Origin of the sequence: Methyloversatilis universalis FAM5, from assembly GCF_000214035.2 — a bacterium.
Lineage (GTDB): Bacteria > Pseudomonadota > Gammaproteobacteria > Burkholderiales > Rhodocyclaceae > Methyloversatilis > Methyloversatilis universalis.
Window position 1 is genome coordinate 38802 of sequence record NZ_AFHG01000028.1, and the last position, 18153, is coordinate 56954.

Here is an 18153-nt window from a genome sequence, read left to right on the forward strand (position 1 = left end):
CATGAATACCCGCTCGCCGTCGCTGCGTGCCGTGGCCGCCCTCGGGCTGCTGGCCGTGATCTGGGGTTACAACTGGGTGGTCATGAAGGTCGGTCTGGCCGACATGGACGCCCTCCAGTTCGGGGCCTGGCGCACCCTCGGCGGCGCGCTGAGCCTGTTCGCGCTGATGGCGGTGCTGCGCCGGCCCTTCCGCCCCAGCCATCTGCCCACCGTTGCGCTGATGGGCGTGCTGCAGACCTGCGGGTTCACCGGCCTCATCATCATCGCGCTGGTGACCGGCGGCGCCGGCAAGACGGCGGTGCTCACCTACACCATGCCCTTCTGGGTCATGATGTTCGCTTGGCCGCTGCTGGGCGAGCGCCTGCACGGCTGGCAGTGGCCGTCGGCCGCGGCCACGCTGGCCGGCCTGCTGTTCATTCTCGATCCGGCCCACCTCGGCGGCGATCTGTTCAGCATGACACTGGCCACGCTGGCCGGTGCGCTGTGGGCGCTGGCGGTCATCGTCGCCAAGCGGCTGCAGACGCGGGCGCCGGACATCGATCTGCTGTCCATGACCGCGTGGCAGATGCTGATCGGTTCGCTGCCGCTGGTCGCTTTCGCGCTGTTCTGGCCGGCCCGCCAGGCGAACTGGTCGCCGTCGCTGATCGCCGCGCTCGGCTTCAACATCGTGCTGGCCAACGCGCTGGCCTGGCTGCTGTGGCTGTACGCGCTGCGCCGGCTGTCCGCCGGCACCACCAGCATGGTGTCGCTGCTGACGCCGGTGATCGGCGTGGTGGCGGCCGCCCTGCAGCTCGGCGAGCGGCCGGGGGCCAACGAACTGACCGGCATGCTGCTGATCGGTGCCGGCCTGGTGCTGCTGTCGCTCGAAGGGGTGCGCCGCCGCCGGCAGAAGAATTTCGCGGCGGCTGCATCCGGAAATGGGGCTCGCGCGTAGTGCAGGTATCCGGGATGTGAAAGGAGCGGCTTGGGCAGCACGCCTGCAGCCGCGGCATCCCGCGAACGACCTGAACTGAGGAGTGAGCCCATGAAGACCCCCACCCTGACCGCCCTTGCACTCGGCCTGCTGATCGCCGGCTGCAGCCAGATGGAATCGAAGCCGGTTGCCCAGCTGAACGACGGTCAGCTGTCACTGCCCGGCGACTACAGGAGCTGGCCGAAATTCCTGACCGCGGTGCAGCGCGAGGACGCGAAGCAGGTACGCGACATCTACATGAATGCCGATGCGAAGAAGGGGTCCGCCGACAAGGGCTTCCCGAATGGTTCGGTGTTCGTGATGGAGAACTGGGCGGTCAAGCTGGACGCCGACGGCAAGCCGGTCAAGGGCGCCGATGGCAAGCTGGTGAAGGACAAGCTGGCCGCGGTGTTCGTGATGGGCAAGAACAGCGGCTGGGGCGGCAACGTGCCGGAAGCCCAGCGCAATGGCAACTGGATCTACACCGCCTTCAAGGGCAATGGCGAACTGAATGGCGAAGCCAAGTACGAAACCTGTCGCGGCTGCCACGCGCCGCTGAAGGACAAGGATTTCGTGTTCCGCTATGACGAGCACTTCGCCGCGGTGAAGACCGCCGGCTACTGATCGCCGTCGAGCACGACGCGCCCGAGGCGGCGGATGCCGCCCCGGCCGTCCGGCGCGATCAGCACCGCGCCGCCCATCGCCAGATTGTCGCCGGTCAGCGCCAGCACATTTACCTGATGCGTCACCATGGCGACCCGTCGCCCTTCATCGAGCTTCGCGATCCAGTCGCGCAGCGCGGCGGTCTGTCGCTCGCGGTCGCCCTGGCCGTCGAAGAACGAATTCAGCGCCGGCAGCAGGTCCACCCGAAGGTCTGGAAACATCTGCGCAGCGGTGTCGATGCAGCGGCACCAGGCGCTGCTGTACACCGCGTCGATCCGCACGCCGTGCGCCCGCAGGGCATCACCGGCAGCGCGGGCCTGGGCGCGGCCCGCCGCCGACAGGTTGCGCTGTGTACCGCAGTCGTCGATGCGAAAGCCCGGTGGATCGCCGATGCCGGGTTCGGTCTGCGCGTGGCGCAGCAGCAGGACGCCGCCAGCGCGCAGCGACGCCAGTGCGGCGCCGTAGCCGGCGTGCGCACCGGTCGCTTGCAGCATCAGGCCGCCGAGCGCCTGCAGGGCGTGACGTCTGTTCATATGCGGTGAGCCGGAGTAGGACTTGGGTTGTCGACCGGTCATACTCGTCTCGGTTTCCGGCGGGCCGTCAGGCGCCACGGATGAACCGAACTGAAACCTTCCGACGACCAGAGGCGAAGATGAAATCGAGCAAAGCGGTGAGTGCGATGGTGTTGTGCGGGCTGATGACTGCGCTGCCCGTGCAGGCAGATCCCTTGTCCGGCCCACGATCCATCGTGCTTGCCAACGCGGACGGGGGCCGCGAGGTGATCGGTCGAGTGGTGTTCGCACCGCTGGGCGATGGCCGGTCCGCCTTCACGGTGACGCTGGACCCACGGCTGGAGGAGTACTTCCTCGCCATGCGCCCCTTCCGCTGCCTGACCGGGCCGACCCAGCGGCTGTGCAGCTTTCCGGTCGAACGCGAGCCGCAGGTGGTGAGCGCGGGCGATCTGGTTCCGCTGGAATACGCGCTGATGTTCATGCGCACCGCGCCCGCCTCGCTGCACATCAATCCGTTCAACGGCGTGTACTACCGGATGAAAGTGGTCGGCGAGCGCATCGAAGGTCAGGCGCATGACGTCGATATGGACCCCTTCATTACGCCGGATGCCGTTCCGGCTGAACGGCGAACGAGGCCGCTGCGTGACGCCGACCTGAGCGTCGGTGATCCGAAGTCACACTGGCTGCCCACGCTGCTGATCGAGTAAGCCGGGGCGTATCCCGTCCGCCTTGCGCGGCGCTCAGGCAGCGTTCAGGCAGTGTTCAAGCAGCGGCGTCGTGGGCCGTTAACGGATCATTGTCGAACCAAGGCCGGCATCGATGCCTCCCTTGCCTGAGCACGCAGCATCTCCTCTTCCGGATCGTGACCCAGGCGGCGTCGCGAGACGGCTGCACGCGCTCATTGTCGAAGACAATCCGGTGGACGAAGTCCTGGTGCTGGCCAAGCTCAGTGCATCGGGCTTTGCGGTCGAGCATCGCCGCGTGGACAGCATTCCCGCGCTCGAATCGGCGCTGGGCGAGCGGCACTGGGACATCGTGATTTCCGACTATGTGCTGCCGGACTGCGACGGCCTCGACGTGCTGAGCGTGGTCCGGCGCATGCAGCCGGATCTGCCCTTCATCCTGGTGTCAGGCGGCATCGGCGAGGCGGTGGCGGTAGACGCCATGCGGGCCGGCGCGCAGGACTATCTGCTGAAACAGAACCTGCTGCGCCTCGGCGCGGTGGTCGAGCGCGAGCTGACGAAGTCGGCCACCGCGCGGGCCCTGAGGGCCGAAAGGCAGAAGCTGCGCGAGAGCGAACTGCGTCTGCACAGCATTCTGGCCACGCTGGAAGACATCATCTGGTCGATCGAGCTGCCGTCGCAGCGCCTGGTCTATCTGAATCCCTCGGCTGAATCGATCTACGGCGTGAGCGCCGAGGCCTTTCTGCGCGGAGAGGTCGACTGGCTGGAGATGGTGCACCCGGACGACCGCGAGCGCATGCTGCGTTCGCTGAAGGAAGCGACCACCAGCGGCAGCCTCACCACCGAGTACCGCGTGGTCAGACCGGATGGCGAAGTGCGCTGGATACTCGATCGCGCACGCGTGGTGTTCAACGAGCACGGTGCGCGAATACGGCTGGACGGCATCGCCCGCGACGTGACACAGCAGCGCAGCAGCGAAGCCAAGCTGCGCCAGGCCGCGCATTTCGATGTGCTGACCGGCCTGCCCAACCGCATCCTGCTGAACGAGCGTCTGCAGAAGGCGATTGACGCGGCGATCGACACCGACGCGATGATGGCGGTGGTGTTCATCGACCTCGACCGCTTCAAGATCGTCAACGACAGCATGGGGCACGACGCTGGCGACGAACTGCTGCGCGTGCTGGCGCGCCGGCTGTCGCAGCGGGTGCGCGCCAGCGACACGGTGGCCCGGCTGGGGGGCGACGAATTCGTGGTGCTGCTGCCGGAGATCCGCCAGCCGCAGGACGCGCAGGCGGTGTGCGAACAGATGCTGGCGGCGATGGCGCCGCCGGTGTCCATACGGAATCACGACATCCACTGCACCGGCAGCATGGGTGTCGCGGTGTTCCCGCGCGACGGCCGCGACGTGGCCACGCTGCTGCGTCACGCCGACGCCGCGATGTATCGGGCCAAGCAGGCGGGGCGCAACACCATCTGCTTTCACGAACCGGACCAGAACCCCGCGTCGGGCGTGCTGCGTCTTGAAGCCGAACTGCACACCGCCTTGGCACAGCAGCAGTTCGAACTGCATTTCCAGCCCCAGGTCGATCTGCTGAACGGTCGCCGCATCATCGGCTTCGAGGCGCTGGTGCGCTGGCGTCACCCGGAACGCGGGCTGGTGTCACCGCTGGATTTCATTCCGCTGGCCGAAGAAACCGGCCTCATCGTGCCGCTTGGCGAGTGGGTGCTGCGCCAGGCCTGCGCGCAGGGCAGGGCGTGGGCCGAGCGTTTCGATCCGGACCTGCGGATTGCGGTCAATGTGTCGGCACGACAGTTCGTCGGCAGCGACGTGGTGCGCACGGTGTCGCGCGAACTGGAGCGCAGCGGCCTGTCGCCGCGCAACCTCGAACTGGAGCTGACCGAATCGATGCTGATGCACAACGTCGCGCAGACGGTGAAGCGGCTTGGCGATCTCAAGCGCCTCGGCGTCGCGCTGGCGATCGACGACTTCGGCACCGGCTATTCCAGTCTTGCCTATCTCCGGCGCTTCCCGATCGACCTGCTGAAGATAGATGCGTCCTTCGTGCGCGACATCGGCCACGACCCGGACGATGCCGCGATCTGCGCCTGCATCCTGGCGATGGCCGACGCGCTGCGCATCGATGCGGTGGCCGAAGGGATCGAGACCGAGGACCAGCTGGCTTTCCTGCGCGATCAGGGCTGCCGCATCGGGCAGGGCTATCTGTTCGGCAGACCGGTGCCGGCGGAGCAGGCGACCGCGCTGCTCGCGCGCGGCGCCGCCTGATCAGCCGCCCGTCGCCTCAGTTCACCGGCATCACGAATTCCGGCCCCTTGGAGCCGCTGTCCGGCCAGCGCTGCATGATGCTCTTGTAGCGGGTGTAGAAGCGCACGCCTTCTTCGCCGTAGGCATGCAGATCGCCGAACAGGCTCTGCTTCCAGCCGCCGAATGAGTGCCAGGCCATCGGCACCGGGATCGGTACGTTGATGCCCACCATGCCGGCTTCGATGCGCTGGCCGAATTCGCGTGCGGCGGCGCCGTCGCGGGTGTACAGCGACACGCCGTTGCCGTACTCGTGGCTGTTCACCAGCGCGATCGCCTCCGCCAGATTCGCCGCGCGCACCACGCACAGCACCGGGCCGAAGATCTCTTCCTTCCAGATGCGCATCGCCGGCGTGACGCGATCGAACAGCGTGGCGCTGAGGAAGAATCCGTTCTCGCGTCCGGCCACCGTGTGCCGGCGGCCGTCCAGCACCAGCTGCGCGCCTTCGGCGATGCCGGCATCGATCAGCGACACGATGCGTTCGCGGTGGGCGGCGGTCACCACCGGGCCCATGTCGATGCCGTCGCCTTCGCCGTCACCGATGTTCAGCTTCTGCGCGCGCGTGCGCACCGCCTCGACCAGCGCGTCGGCGATGTCGCCCACCGCGACCGCAACCGAAATCGCCATGCAGCGTTCGCCGGCCGAGCCGTAGGCTGCGCCGATCAGCGCGTCGGCGGCCTGGTCGATGTCGGCGTCCGGCATCACCACCATGTGATTCTTCGCGCCGCCCAGCGCCTGTGCGCGCTTGCCGTGCTTCGCCGCGGTCTCGAAGATGTGGCGGGCGATCGGCGTCGAGCCGACGAAGCTCACCGCGCGCACGTCCGGGTGTTCGAGCAGCGCATCGACCGCGACGCGGTCGCCCTGCAGCACGTTGAACACGCCGTCCGGCAGGCCGGCGTCGCGGAACAGTTCGGCGGTCAGCAGCGACGGCGACGGGTCGCGTTCGGACGGCTTCAGGATGAAGCTGTTGCCGCAGGCCAGGGCGACCGGGGCCATCCACATCGGCACCATGAAGGGGAAGTTGAACGGCGTGATGCCGGCGGTGACGCCCAGCGGCATGCGCTGGCTCCAGTTGGCGATGCCGCCGCCGACGTGGTCGGAATACTGGCCCTTGAGCAGCTGCGGAATGCCGCAGGCGAACTCGATCACTTCCAGACCGCGCTGCACCTCGCCCTGCGCGTCCGGGAAGGTCTTGCCGTGTTCGCGGGTGATCAGCCGCGCGAGATCGGCGCTGTGGCGCTCGACCAGTTCCTTCATCCGGAACAGCACGCGGGCACGCCGCTGCGGCGCCAGCGCGCCCCAGGCCGGCTGGGCGGCGGCCGCGCCGGCCACCGCGCGGCTCACATCCGTTTCCGATGCCAGCAGCACCTGACGGGCCACCCGGCCGTGGGCCGGGTCGAACACGTCGGCGGTGCGGGTACTGTCCAGCGCGCTGCGCTGGCCGTCGATCCAGTGAGTGAGGGTGTCGGTGGGCGTACTCATCGTGGTCGTCCGATGCAGGTCGAAGGATCTGCATTGTGCGTCAGTCGCGCTACAAGTTCCCGCCGCACGGCAGCATGGCCGCCGCCTCCGTCACCCGCTCTCAGTCGAACCAGTCGCGCCGCACCGAGCGCACCGTGCCGTCGCGGGCGTCGATGTGCACGTCCCAGTTCTGGCCGTCGGCATCGATGATTTCGAACTCGTAGTCGTAGCCGCCGAACATGCGGCGGTCGAGGTCGGCCTCGATCACCGTGCCCGGCCTGGCCGCCAGTGCCTTGGCGGTGGCGTCCTCGAGCGATATGAGCTTCATCGCGGCGGCGATGGCGCGCATCTTGGGCAGGTCGTCGTCGTCGGCCCGCACCGGGGCCGACAGCAGCAGCGCGGCGGCGAGCAGCAGGGCGGTGGTGGACGTTTTCATGATCACTCCTTCACGGTGGCCGGCGCGCTCAGCGCCAGACGGGACGGCAGATGCACGGTGACGCGCAGCCCGCCGAGGGAAGGCGAGCGCCCGAACTCGAGCGCACCGCCGTAGCTGTCGACCAGATCGCGCACGATGGACAGGCCGAGGCCGTTCCCCGGCTTCGCCTCGTCGGCGCGAAAGCCCCGGGTGCTCAGCGACTCCAGCTGATCGGGCGGACAGCCGGGGCCATCGTCCTCGACCGTCAGCATGAGGTCGTCGCCACGCTCGCCGTCGGCCGGGCTGACCGACAGGCATACACGGCCCGCGCACCAGGTGCAGGCGTTGTCCAGCAGCGTGCCCAGCAGCTCCATCAGGTCTTCTTCGTCCATGGCCAGCGTGAGGCCGGGCGGCAGATCGAGCGCGATGTTGGGCGCACGCCCGCCGTGCAGGATGGCCAGCGTGCGCGCCAGCGCGTCGGCCGCGTCGCGCACGCTGCTGCGCCGGGCCGGATGGGCGCCGCCCATCAGACGGGCGCGGCGCAGTTCGCGCTCGATCGAGCGGCGCATCAGTTCGGCGCTGTCCGCCAGCCGCTGCCGCAGTTCCGGGTGCGCGTCCAGCGCCGGCGATTCCGCCGCCTGCACCATGACCGCCAGCCGGGTTTTCAGTGCGTGCGCCAGATTGCCCAGCGCGTCGCGCGAGCGGCGCGAACGGCGCAGCAGCTGCCCGAGCAGCCGGTTGAACTGGTCGACCAGCGGCGCGATCTCCGCCGGCAGCGCGGTGTCCAGCGTGTCGCGTTCGCCGCGCTCCAGCGCCTGCATCTGGCGACCCAGCGTGTCCAGCGGTGCCAGCGCGCGCCGCAGCAGCCACTGCTGCACCGCCAGCACCAGCGCCAGCACCGTCACGGTCAGCGCGCCGTACAGCAGATGCCATTCGCGCAGCGCGGCTGCGACCGGGGCGCTGTCCTCGGCCACCGCGATGCGGATGTCGCGCCCGTGCTTGCGGTAGCGCGCCACCAGCAGCCACAGCGACTGACCCTCGGGGCCTGCCGCCGCCTGCTGTACCACCGGTGCGTCGCCGCCCGGCAGCTGCAGCGTCGCGTCCCACAACGAGCGGGAGGACAGATCTACGCCGTTGGCGACGATGCGGTAATAGTGACCTGAGAACGGACGCTGGTATTCGCCGCCGATGCGCCCGGCATCGAGTGCGGGCAGGCCATCCGCCGCAGGCTCCAGCGCGGCCAGCAGGTTTTCCGCGTCGCGCTGCAGGCGCTGGGCGAGCTGCTGCTGCAGCATGCGTTCGACCGCGAGCCCCGCCAGCCACCACTGCAGGCCGGCCAGCACGACAAAGCCGGCAGCCAGTCCGCCGGCCAGACGTCGGCGCAGCGAGCTGCTCACGTCGTGCTCTCCGGTTCGCCGAACACATAGCCCTGGCCGCGCCGGGTGCGTATCCAGTCGCGGCCGATCTTGCGGCGCAGCCGGGTGATGTGGGCCTCGATCACGTTGCTGTCGTGCTCGGCCTCGTGGTCGTACAGGTGTTCGCCGAGGCGCTGCTGCGACAGCACCTGACCGGCATGGAGCATGAAGCAGCGCAGCAGTCTGAACTCGATGCCGCTCAGGCTGATGTGCGCGCCGTCCAGCGTGGCGCTCTGCGTGCCTTCGTCCAGCCGCAGTGCGCCGCGGGCGAGCGGGCCGGGCGTAGCGACCGCCGCACTGCGCTTGAGCACCGCCGCGATGCGCGCCAGCAGCTCTTCGGTGTGGAAGGGCTTGCACACATAGTCGTCGGCGCCGGCATTCAGCACTTCGACCTTTTCCTGCCAGGTGTCGCGTGCGGTCAGCACCACCACCGGCATGGCGCGGCGTGTCGACCGCCAGGCGCGCAGCACCTCGACACCGCTGCGCCGCGGCAGGCCGAGGTCGAGCACCACCAGGTCGTAGGCGATGGATTCCGCCGACATCTGCGCGAAGATGCCGTCGGTGGCGAGGTCGACCGCGTATCCGGCGCGTTCCAGCGCCGGCTTCAGTCCGGCCACCAGCGCTTCGTCGTCTTCGGCGAGCAGCAGGCGCATGTCAGTTCCGCACCGCCGTTCCGAAGCCACTGAGCGCTCCCCGGAGAGGGGGATGCAGGGGTTTCGCGGCGCATTGCGCCGCGCATGCCGAACGGGTTGGCTGTGCAAGGCCGACGCTGTGCAAGCGCAGCGGGCAAGGGCGCTGTTTCATGTCAGTCATCCAGTTCCATCTTCAGAACGCTGCCGGTGCGTGCGTCGAGCTTCAGCTCCCACACGCGGCCGGTCTCGTCCAGCACTTCGGCTTCGTAGATCCAGCGGCCGTGCTTCTGCTCCAGTTCGATGTCGATCAGCTTGCCCGGCTTTGCCGCGCGCGCGTGTTCGGCAATCTTCTCCAGCGGCAGGATGTCGCCGCGCTGACTCAGTGCGCGCGCCTTCTGCGCGTCGTCGCCGGCCAGGCTGTCGCCGGCGTGGAACAGCAGCAGGCCGGCGGCGCCGAGCATGACGATCAGCGCGCAGGCGGGCAGTACGAACAGCAGGAGCAGGCGTCTCGGTTTCATGCCGCAAGTGTAGGCGGCCAGGCTGAAACCAGCCTGAAAGGACGCGGCTGGCGTCAGGATTTCCTCAGCATGTGGCGGCTCACCCGTTCGCCGGCCAGACCGATCATGAGCCGGACCACGCCGTAGGCCAGCCAGCGCAGCACCCGCTCGTGCAGCGGGCGCGCACGCCACTGGCGGTGGCGCAGTTCGCGTCCGCCGTGCTTGGCCGCGGCACGCAGGCTCTGCCGCAGTTCGTCGGCGAAGCCGGCGTCGCGCACCACCACATTGGCTTCGCGCGCCAGCATGAGGCTGAACGGATCGATGTTGCTGGAGCCCACCGTGGCCCAGTCACGGTCCACCACCGCCGCCTTCGCGTGCAGAAAGCTGCGCCGGTACTCGAAGATGCGTACGCCCTGCGACAGCAGCGAACCGTACAGCGCCTGCGACGCGTAATGCAGCAGGGCGTATTCGACCCGGCCCTGCAGGATGAGGGTGACCTTCACGCCGCGTGCCGCGGCAGCGATCAGTGCCTGCCGGAAGCGGCGGCCGGGCAGGAAGTAGGCGTTGGCGATCAGTATTTCGTCATACGCGGCATCGATGGCCTGCAGATAGGCGTTCTCGATGTCGTGCCGGTGCCGCAGGTTGTCGCGCACCAGCAGGGCCGCGCGCACCCGGCCGGCGTGGCGATGGCCGTAGTGCGGTGCCCGCGGCAGCCGGGGCCGGAACTGCAGCGTGGCCCACGCGACCCGTTCCCACAGCTTCTGGCATTCGGCCTGCATGCGCGCCACCAGCGGTCCGCGCACGCTGACCGCATAGTCGAAGCGCGGCGGCGTCTGATGCGGCGTGTGCATGTCGTCGATGATGTTGATGCCACCGACGAAGCCGGTTTCGCCGTCGATCACCGCCATCTTGCGGTGCATGCGGCGCAGCCGGTTGCGGCGGAAGCTGAGCCGTCCCACTTCCGGCCGGAAGGTGAGCACGTGCACCCCGTCGGCTTCCAGGCCCCGCTGGTGGGTGAGCTCGAATTCGCGTGCGCCGAAGCCATCTACCAGCACCCGCACCCGTACGCCGCGCCGTGCCGCGCGGGCCAGCGCGGTGGCGATGCGGCGGCCGGTATCGTCGTCGGCGAAGATGTAGGTTTCCAGGAAGATTTCGCTGCGCGCAGCGTTGATCGCCTGTTCCAGCGCCGGGAAATACTGCATGCCGCACACCAGCAGCCGGACGTCGTTTCCGGGCAGCAGTCGACTCATATCGGGGTCGGCGTCAGGCGGGCGGTCAGTGCGGCGTGGTCCGATATCCTGGACCAGGGCGGCCCGGAATGCAGGCGGACTTCGCCGACATGCAGTCCGCGCACATAGATGCGGTCCAGGCGCAGCAGCGGGAAGGCGGCCGGAAAGCTGCGCGCCGGCCGGCCGTGCACCAGGCTGTGCGCCTCGTGCAGACCGAGCGCGCGCGACCACTGGTCTTCCGCGCGGTTGTGCCAGTCGTTGAAGTCGCCGGCGACGATGAGGGCGTCGTCCGTCGCGATGTTCTGGCGGATATGGTCAGCCAGCATGGCGTACTGCTGTTCGCGACCGCGCGCGGTCAGCCCGAGGTGCACGCACAGTGCGTGTACGCGCCGGCCTTCGTCCGGCTCGATCACGCAGTGCAGCAGGCCGCGCTGCTCGAAGCGGTGGGCCGACACGTCGTGATTCACCGCCTGCACGATGGGATGGCGAGACAGGATGGCGTTGCCGTGGTGGCCGTGGTCATACACCGCATTGCGGCCATAGGCGGTGGCCGGCCACACCTGGTCGGCCAGGAATTCGTACTGCGGTTCGCTCGGCCAGTCGGCGTGACGCTGCGCGTGGCCGTGATGCAGACCCTGCACCTCCTGCAGGAACACCAGGTCGGCACCGAAAGCGCGCAGGCGTTCCCGCAGTTCGTGGACCACCATGCGGCGATTGAACTGCGAGAAGCCCTTGTGAATGTTCCAGGTGCAGATGCGCAGGTCAGTCATGCGGGGCAGGGCCTGCGGAGCCGGGCGATCAGGGCGAGGCGGCCAGCATGCGGTCCATCGCCAGCTTCGCCGGCCCGGCTTCGTGCGCCGGCACGCTGATGCGATTGACGACATTGCCCTCGACCAGGTTCTCCAGCGTCCACGCCAGATGCTGCGGGTCGATGCGCTGCATGGTCGAGCACATGCACACGGTCGGCGCCATGAACTGCACCGTCTTGCCTTCGTGCTTCACTTCTTCGGCCAGCCGGTTCACCAGATTCAGTTCGGTGCCGACCAGCCACTTCGTGCCCGGCGCCGCGGCTTTCACCGTCTTCAGGATGTATTCGGTGGAGCCGACGAAATCCGACTGCCGGCACACCTCGAACGCGCTTTCCGGGTGGGAAATGACGATGCCGTCCGGGTTCTGGTTGCGCCAGCGCAGGATGTGGGACGGCTGGAACATCTGGTGCACAGAGCAGTGGCCCTTCCACAGCAGGATTTTCGCCTTCGCGACCTGCTCCGCGGTCAGGCCGCCGTTCTCCAGGTCAGGGTCCCACACCAGCATGTCTTCCAGCGGAATGCCCATGTTGTAGCCGGTCCAGCGGCCCAGATGCTGGTCCGGGAAGAACAGCACCTTCTCGCGCCGCGCCAGCGACCATTCGAGAATGCTGCCGCAGTTGGACGAGGTGCACACGATGCCGCCATGCTCGCCGCAGAAGGCCTTCAGGTCGGCGGCGGAATTGATGTAGGTGACCGGGGTGAAAGTGTTGTCCGGGTCGCCGCCAAGCAGGCCGCGCAGCTCGCGCCAGCAGCGTTCCACCTTGGCAAGGTTGGCCATGTCGGCCATCGAACAGCCGGCCGCGAGGTCGGGCAGGATGGCGATCTGTTCCGGCTTGGACATGATGTCCGCCACTTCCGCCATGAAATGCACGCCGCAGAACACGATGTATTCGGCGTCGGTCTGGCTGGCCAGGCGCGACAGCTTGAGCGAATCGCCGGTCAGGTCGGCGTGGCGATACACGTCTTCGCGCTGGTAGTGGTGGCCGAGGATGACCGCGCGCTTGCCCAGCTTTTCGCGGGCGGCGAGGATGCGCGCCTGCGCCTGTTCGTCGGCGAGGGCGTTGAAGCGGTCGAAACTGATGGTGGCGACTTGCATCTTGAATCCTTGTGCTGCGGGGTGTCCCGCTTGAGTGCTCAGCCCTGGCGCCAGGGCAGGCCGGCCTTGCGCCAGCCGCCTACGCTGTTGCGGTGACCGTTGGCGTCCAGGTCGCCCTCGAATCCTTCGAGAATGTTGTAGGCGTTGCCGTAACCCGACGCCGCCGCGGCCGTGGCGGCGCCATGCGAACGTCCGCCGCTGCGGCAGAGGAACATGACCAGCGTTTCCGGATCGACCTGGTGCTTGAGCTGGGTCATGAAGTCCGGATTGCGCTGGCCGTTCGACAGGTTCCACTCGATCTGCACCGCGTCGGGTACCTGACCGACCCACTGCCATTCGGCCGACGTGCGTACGTCGACGATGCGGGCACCGGGCGCCAGTTTCAACAGTTCCCAGGCTTCGGCCGGGGTGAGTGCGCCGGCGTACGGCAGTTGCAGTTGCTGGGCACGCTCGCGCGCGAGGCCCAGGATGTGTCCGAGCGTAGTCATCGCAATCCGTCTCCGTGGAATGGCCGAAAGTATATAGCGCGCCGCCGGCAGGTGGTTTGCACCAAAACAGTGCCTATCGATGGTGCGAGTGCCCCGTGTTGGTGCGACTCTGCGCTCGTTTTGTGCATCGCATCGCCTGCATGCCCGCCTGTGGCACAATCATCGGGCTTCAGGAATCGCGTGGCACGGGTTCTGCTTCTGAGCCGCGCAGCAGGACAAAGTCGCGATGACCGGCGCGGGTGACCGCCGCCGGCCGATCGCGCCGGAACGGATGCGCATCCGCGCGCCGTTCGTCGTGACCCTAAGCCGACTCGTTGCACATCCATACCTCGTAGGAGAGATTCATGACCACCGCGAAGCAGGTTCTCGACATCATCAAGGAAAAGGAAGTCAAGTTCGTCGACTTCCGTTTCACCGACACCCGCGGCAAGGAACAGCACGTTGGCGTGCCCGTCAGCCACTTCGACGCTGACAAGTTCACCGAAGGCCACGCGTTTGATGGTTCGTCGATCGCCGGCTGGAAGGGCATCCAGGCTTCCGACATGCTGCTGATGCCGGACCCGGAAACCGCCTTCATCGACCCGTTCTTCGACGAAACCACGCTGGTGCTGAGCTGTGACGTGGTCGAACCGTCGGACGGCAAGGGCTACGACCGCGACCCGCGCTCGATCGCCAAGCGCGCCGAGGCCTACCTGAAGTCCTCCGGCCTGGGCGACACCGCCTACTTCGGTCCGGAACCCGAATTCTTCATCTTCGACAGCGTCGAGTGGAACATCGACATGTCGGGCTGCCGCGTGCAGATCTTCTCGGAAGAGGCCGCCTGGTCGTCGGGCGAGAAGTTCGAGAGCGGCAACACCGGTCACCGTCCGGCAGTGAAGGGCGGCTACTTCCCGGTTCCGCCGGTCGATTCGCACAACGACATCCGTGCTGCCATGGTGCTGGCACTGGAAGCCGTCGGCATCCCGGTCGAAGTGCATCACCACGAAGTGGCGACCGCCGGCCAGAACGAGATCGGCACCAAGTTCAACACCCTGGTCCGCCGCGCCGACTGGACCCAGACCCTGAAGTACATCGTGCACAACGTCGCCCACAGCTACGGCAAGACCGCGACCTTCATGCCCAAGCCCATCGTCGGTGACAACGGCTCCGGCATGCACGTGCACCAGTCGATCTGGAAGGACGGCAAGAACCTGTTCGCGGGCAACGGCTACGCCGGCCTGTCCGAGTTCGCGCTGTACTACATCGGCGGCATCATCAAGCACGCCAAGGCGCTGAACGCGATCACCAACCCGGGCACCAACTCGTACAAGCGTCTGGTTCCGCACTACGAAGCACCGGTCAAGCTGGCCTACTCGGCGCGCAACCGCTCGGCGTCGATCCGCATTCCGCACGTCGCATCGGACAAGGCCCGCCGCATCGAAACCCGCTTCCCGGATCCGCTGGCCAACCCCTACCTGTGCTTCGCAGCACTGATGATGGCGGGTCTGGACGGCGTGCAGAACAAGATCCACCCGGGCGACCCGGCTGACAAGAACCTGTACGACCTGCCGCCGGAAGAGGACAAGCTCATCCCGACCGTGTGTGCCAGCCTGGACGAAGCGCTTGCCGCGCTGGAAGCCGACCATGCCTTCCTGACCAAGGGTGGCGTGTTCTCGGAAGACTTCATCGCCGCCTACATCGAACTGAAGATGGGCGAAGTCAACCGCACCCGCATGACGACCCACCCGGTCGAGTTCGACATGTACTACAGCCTCTGATCCGGCCCGGCCGGACCGCGTGTCGGCGCAGGCCGCACGCGGGGCGTTGAAGCCGGACGCAGGCAGTGCGCGTCCGGTCCCGAAAAAGGACGGCAACTTGCCGTCCTTTTTCATTGTCACTGCCGGTGTGCGCGGCCTACACTGCCGCGGCCCGCTTACGTCCCGTTCCGGTGATTCACATGTTCAGAGGCTGTTCCCGTTTCCTGATCGCCACCGCCGCCGCACTGTGCGTGCTGCCGGCCCATGCCGACGTGTTCAAGTGCGTCGGTCCCGATGGTCACGTGACCTACACCAACGACAAGTCGAATGCGCGCGGCTGCAAGACGCTGTCCAGCGAAATGCCGGTCAGTTCCGTCCCCGGTCCGGCGGCGGCGCCCGCGAAGCCGGCGAATTCCGGTGGCAGCTTTCCAAGCGTGAGCGGCGACCAGCAGAAGGCGCGCGACGGCGAGCGCCGCCGCATCCTCGAAGCCGAGCTGGATACCGAATCGAAAAGCCTGGAAGCCGCACGCAAGGCGCTGGCCGAGGGCGAGGCGGTGCGCCTGGGCGACGAGCGCAACTACCAGAAGTATCTCGATCGCATCCAGGGGCTGAAGGACAATGTTTCTCTGCACGAACGGAATGTCGATGCCCTGCGCAAGGAGCTGTCCAAGCTGCCCTGACGCAGGCGGGCACAGAGCCTGCGCTCTGGCTCGCTTCTTGCGTGGTTCGGTGCCATGACGCCGACCACGCCCCGACTGTCCCCGCATCACTGGCCCGAGCGCTTCCACGGGCTGGAACTTCTGGCCAGTGCGGTCGCCCTGCTCGACGCAGGGCGCCATATCGTCTATCTCAATCCCGCCGCTGAAAACCTGTTCGCCGTCAGTGCGATCAAGCTGGTGGGCAAGCACTGCGACCGGCTGATCGGATCGGCCCACGGTCTGGACAGCGCACTCGACAACGCGCTGGCCAACGACTGGAGCTATACCGGCCACAACCTCACGGTCGATCGCCTGCTCGGCGGGCCGCTGCAGCTGGACTGCACGGTGTCTCCGGTGCAGGCGGAAAATGCCCGCATCCTGCTGGAATTCCGTCCCATCGATCAGCAGCTGCGGGTGGCGCGCGAAGAGCAGCTGCTGCAGCAGCAACAGGCCAACCGCGAGCTCATCCGCAATCTCGCGCACGAAATCAAGAACCCGCTCGGCGGCATACGCGGCGCCGCACAGCTGCTCGAAGGCGAGCTGGAGCGGCCGGAACTGCGCGAATACACCCAGGTCATCATCAAGGAAAGCGACCGCCTGCAGGACCTGATGAACCGTCTGCTGCATTCGCATCGCGCGATGCAGGTCACCACGGTCAGCGTGCATGAGGTGCTGGAGCGGGTGCGGCTGCTGATCGCATCGGAATATCCGAAGGTGCGGGTGCAGCGCGACTACGACACCAGCCTGCCGGATCTGGTCGCCGACCGGGAACAGCTCATCCAGGTGGTTCTGAACATCGCGCGCAACGCGGCGCAGGCGATGAACGGCGAAGGCGAGATACGGCTGCGCACCCGCGCCTACCGTCAGGCCACGCTGGTGAAGCGCCGCCACAAGCTGGCACTCGAATTGCAAGTGATCGACAACGGCCCCGGCATTCCCGAGGAACTGCTCGATCGCATCTTCTACCCGCTGGTGTCCGGCCGCGATGGCGGCACCGGTCTGGGTCTGACGCTCGCGCAGAGCTTCGTGCACCAGCACCACGGCACCATCGAGGTGCAGAGCCGGCCTGGCCACACTGTATTCACAATACTGCTGCCCTTCAAACAGGGCACGACGGAGAAGCCATGAACCCGGTCTGGATAGTCGATGACGACCGCTCGATACGTTGGGTGCTGGAAAAGGCCCTTGCCCGCGAATCCATTCCTTTCGAAGCCTATTCCAGTGCGCAGGAAGCGCTGGACGCGATGGACGGCGGCGGCCAGCCGCAGGTGCTGCTGTCGGACATCCGCATGCCGGGCGAATCCGGCCTCACGCTTCTGGAGAAGGTGAAGGCCCGCCATCCCAGTCTGCCGGTCATCATCATGACCGCCTATTCCGACCTCGACAGCGCGGTGGCCGCGTTCCAGGGCGGTGCATTCGAATACCTGCCCAAGCCCTTCGACGTCGACCACGCGATCGAACTGGTGCGGCGCGCGATTGAAGAGAGCATGCACCAGGGTGGTGCGCCGGTCGAAGCCGACATGGCGCCGGAAATCCTCGGCAAGGCGGCGTCGATGCAGGACGTGTTCCGTGCCATCGGCCGGCTGTCGCAGAGCCACGCTACCGTGCTGATCAATGGCGAATCCGGCACCGGCAAGGAACTGGTGGCGCGCGCGCTGCACCGTCACAGCCCGCGCCGCGACGCGCCCTTCATCGCGATCAACACCGCGGCCATCCCGCGTGACCTGCTGGAATCGGAGCTGTTCGGCCACGAGCGCGGCGCCTTCACCGGCGCCACCGCCACCCGTCGCGGCCGTTTCGAACAGGCCGACGGCGGCACGCTGTTCCTGGACGAAATCGGCGACATGCCGCCGGAGCTGCAGACCCGCCTGCTGCGCGTGCTGTCCGATGGCCAGTTCTACCGGGTCGGCGGCCATTCGCCGATCAAGTCCAATGTGCGGGTGATCGCCGCCACCCACCAGAATCTCGAGGACCGGGTGAAGCAGGGCCTGTTCCGCGAGGACCTGTTCCACCGGCTCAACGTGATCCGGCTGCGCATTCCGCCGCTGCGCGAGCGGCGCGAGGACATCGTGCTGCTGGCCCAGCACTTCATGACCAAGAGCGCGCAGGAACTGGGCGTCGAAGCCAAGCGGCTGTCCGAGGCGGCCATGCGCTATCTGCAGGGGCTGGATTTCCCGGGCAATGTCCGCCAGCTGGAAAACCTGTGCCACTGGCTCACCGTGATGGCGCCCGGCCAGACGGTGGACGTGAAGGATCTGCCGGCCGAGCTGCGGGCCCAGCCGGCGCGTGAATCCAACGGCGACTGGGGCGGTGCGCTGGCGGCCGAGGTGGACCGTCTGATCGCGGTCAAGCAGCCCGCGCTGTTCGACCACCTGATGCAGGAATTCGAGCGCACGCTGATCCGGCGCGCGCTGGCCAGCACCGGCGGCCGGCGCATCGAGTCGGCGCAGTTGCTGGGCATCGGCCGCAATACCATCACGCGCAAGATCCAGGAACTCAATATCGAGGGCGGGCGCGACGGCGACAGCGAGGCCGAGTAAGCGCCC

18 protein-coding genes are annotated in these 18153 nt (G+C 67.5%); 8 read left to right on the plus strand and 10 right to left on the minus strand.

What is annotated here, in order from left to right:
• The first annotated feature begins 1 nt into the window (after position 1).
• Together METUNV1_RS00320 and METUNV1_RS00325 are read left to right on the plus strand one after the other, a co-directional pair.
• Positions 2-934, plus strand: coding sequence for a DMT family transporter (locus METUNV1_RS00320; protein ID WP_008057679.1), 933 nt, complete (start codon positions 2-4; stop codon positions 932-934).
• A 90-nt stretch (positions 935-1024) separates the two neighbouring features.
• Positions 1025-1576 carry a cytochrome P460 family protein gene (locus tag METUNV1_RS00325; RefSeq protein ID WP_008057681.1) on the plus strand — a complete coding sequence of 184 codons (552 nt, stop codon included), beginning with the start codon at positions 1025-1027 and terminating at the stop codon, positions 1574-1576.
• Here METUNV1_RS00325 and METUNV1_RS00330 read toward each other — a convergent pair.
• Complete coding sequence (locus tag METUNV1_RS00330; protein ID WP_232416284.1) at positions 1570-2148, minus strand: histidine phosphatase family protein; 579 nt, start codon at positions 2146-2148, stop codon at positions 1570-1572. The genes METUNV1_RS00325 and METUNV1_RS00330 overlap by 7 nt on opposite strands.
• Positions 2149-2312: 164 nt before the next feature.
• Here METUNV1_RS00330 and METUNV1_RS00335 point away from each other — a divergent pair, with 164 nt between their 5' ends.
• Positions 2313-2834: a hypothetical protein gene (locus tag METUNV1_RS00335; RefSeq protein WP_051165413.1), complete on the plus strand. Its 522-nt coding sequence runs from the start codon at positions 2313-2315 to the stop codon at positions 2832-2834.
• Between the two features lie 112 nt (positions 2835-2946).
• Complete coding sequence (locus METUNV1_RS00340; RefSeq protein ID WP_043358706.1) at positions 2947-5094, plus strand: putative bifunctional diguanylate cyclase/phosphodiesterase; 2148 nt, start codon at positions 2947-2949, stop codon at positions 5092-5094.
• 16 nt (positions 5095-5110) lie between these two features.
• Here the strand turns inward: METUNV1_RS00340 and METUNV1_RS00345 are convergent, their stop codons facing one another.
• From METUNV1_RS00345 to METUNV1_RS00385, 9 genes are all read right to left on the minus strand, one after another.
• A complete protein-coding gene (locus tag METUNV1_RS00345) occupies positions 5111-6613 on the minus strand; it encodes a CoA-acylating methylmalonate-semialdehyde dehydrogenase (RefSeq protein ID WP_008057688.1) in 1503 nt (500 codons plus the stop codon).
• Positions 6614-6713: 100 nt separating this feature from the next.
• Positions 6714-7028: a PepSY domain-containing protein gene (locus METUNV1_RS00350; protein WP_008057691.1), complete on the minus strand. Its 315-nt coding sequence runs from the start codon at positions 7026-7028 to the stop codon at positions 6714-6716.
• A 2-nt stretch (positions 7029-7030) separates the two neighbouring features.
• The gene (locus tag METUNV1_RS00355) at positions 7031-8404 is read right to left on the minus strand and encodes an ATP-binding protein (protein WP_008057693.1); all 1374 of its coding nucleotides are present in this window, start codon (positions 8402-8404) and stop codon (positions 7031-7033) included.
• A complete protein-coding gene (locus METUNV1_RS00360; RefSeq protein WP_008057695.1) occupies positions 8401-9075 on the minus strand; it encodes a response regulator transcription factor in 675 nt (224 codons plus the stop codon). The genes METUNV1_RS00355 and METUNV1_RS00360 overlap by 4 nt, the downstream gene beginning before the upstream one ends.
• Before the next feature lie 152 nt (positions 9076-9227).
• A complete protein-coding gene (locus METUNV1_RS00365; protein ID WP_008057697.1) occupies positions 9228-9572 on the minus strand; it encodes a PepSY domain-containing protein in 345 nt (114 codons plus the stop codon).
• A 53-nt stretch (positions 9573-9625) separates the two neighbouring features.
• On the minus strand, positions 9626-10801 hold the full coding sequence (clsB, locus tag METUNV1_RS00370; RefSeq protein WP_008057698.1) for a cardiolipin synthase ClsB: 1176 nt from the start codon (positions 10799-10801) through the stop codon (positions 9626-9628).
• Positions 10798-11550: an endonuclease/exonuclease/phosphatase family protein gene (locus METUNV1_RS00375; RefSeq protein ID WP_008057700.1), complete on the minus strand. Its 753-nt coding sequence runs from the start codon at positions 11548-11550 to the stop codon at positions 10798-10800. The genes clsB and METUNV1_RS00375 overlap by 4 nt, the downstream gene beginning before the upstream one ends.
• 28 nt (positions 11551-11578) lie before the next feature.
• A complete protein-coding gene (gene nadA, locus METUNV1_RS00380; RefSeq protein ID WP_008057702.1) occupies positions 11579-12685 on the minus strand; it encodes a quinolinate synthase NadA in 1107 nt (368 codons plus the stop codon).
• A 38-nt stretch (positions 12686-12723) separates the two neighbouring features.
• Positions 12724-13173: a rhodanese-like domain-containing protein gene (locus METUNV1_RS00385; RefSeq protein WP_008057704.1), complete on the minus strand. Its 450-nt coding sequence runs from the start codon at positions 13171-13173 to the stop codon at positions 12724-12726.
• Between the two features lie 344 nt (positions 13174-13517).
• Here METUNV1_RS00385 and glnA point away from each other — a divergent pair, with 344 nt between their 5' ends.
• The 4 genes from glnA (at position 13518) to ntrC (ending at position 18147) form a co-directional block, all read left to right on the plus strand.
• Positions 13518-14930, plus strand: coding sequence for a type I glutamate--ammonia ligase (gene glnA / locus METUNV1_RS00390; protein ID WP_008057706.1), 1413 nt, complete (start codon positions 13518-13520; stop codon positions 14928-14930).
• A gap of 179 nt (positions 14931-15109) precedes the next feature.
• Entirely contained in the window at positions 15110-15589 is a 480-nt protein-coding gene (locus METUNV1_RS00395; RefSeq protein WP_008057708.1) for a DUF4124 domain-containing protein, read from the plus strand.
• Between the two features lie 54 nt (positions 15590-15643).
• The gene (gene glnL / locus METUNV1_RS00400) at positions 15644-16735 is read left to right on the plus strand and encodes a nitrogen regulation protein NR(II) (RefSeq protein WP_008057711.1); all 1092 of its coding nucleotides are present in this window, start codon (positions 15644-15646) and stop codon (positions 16733-16735) included.
• Positions 16732-18147: a nitrogen regulation protein NR(I) gene (gene ntrC / locus METUNV1_RS00405; RefSeq protein WP_008057713.1), complete on the plus strand. Its 1416-nt coding sequence runs from the start codon at positions 16732-16734 to the stop codon at positions 18145-18147. Before glnL ends, ntrC begins: the two co-directional genes overlap by 4 nt.
• Positions 18148-18153 lie beyond the last annotated feature (6 nt).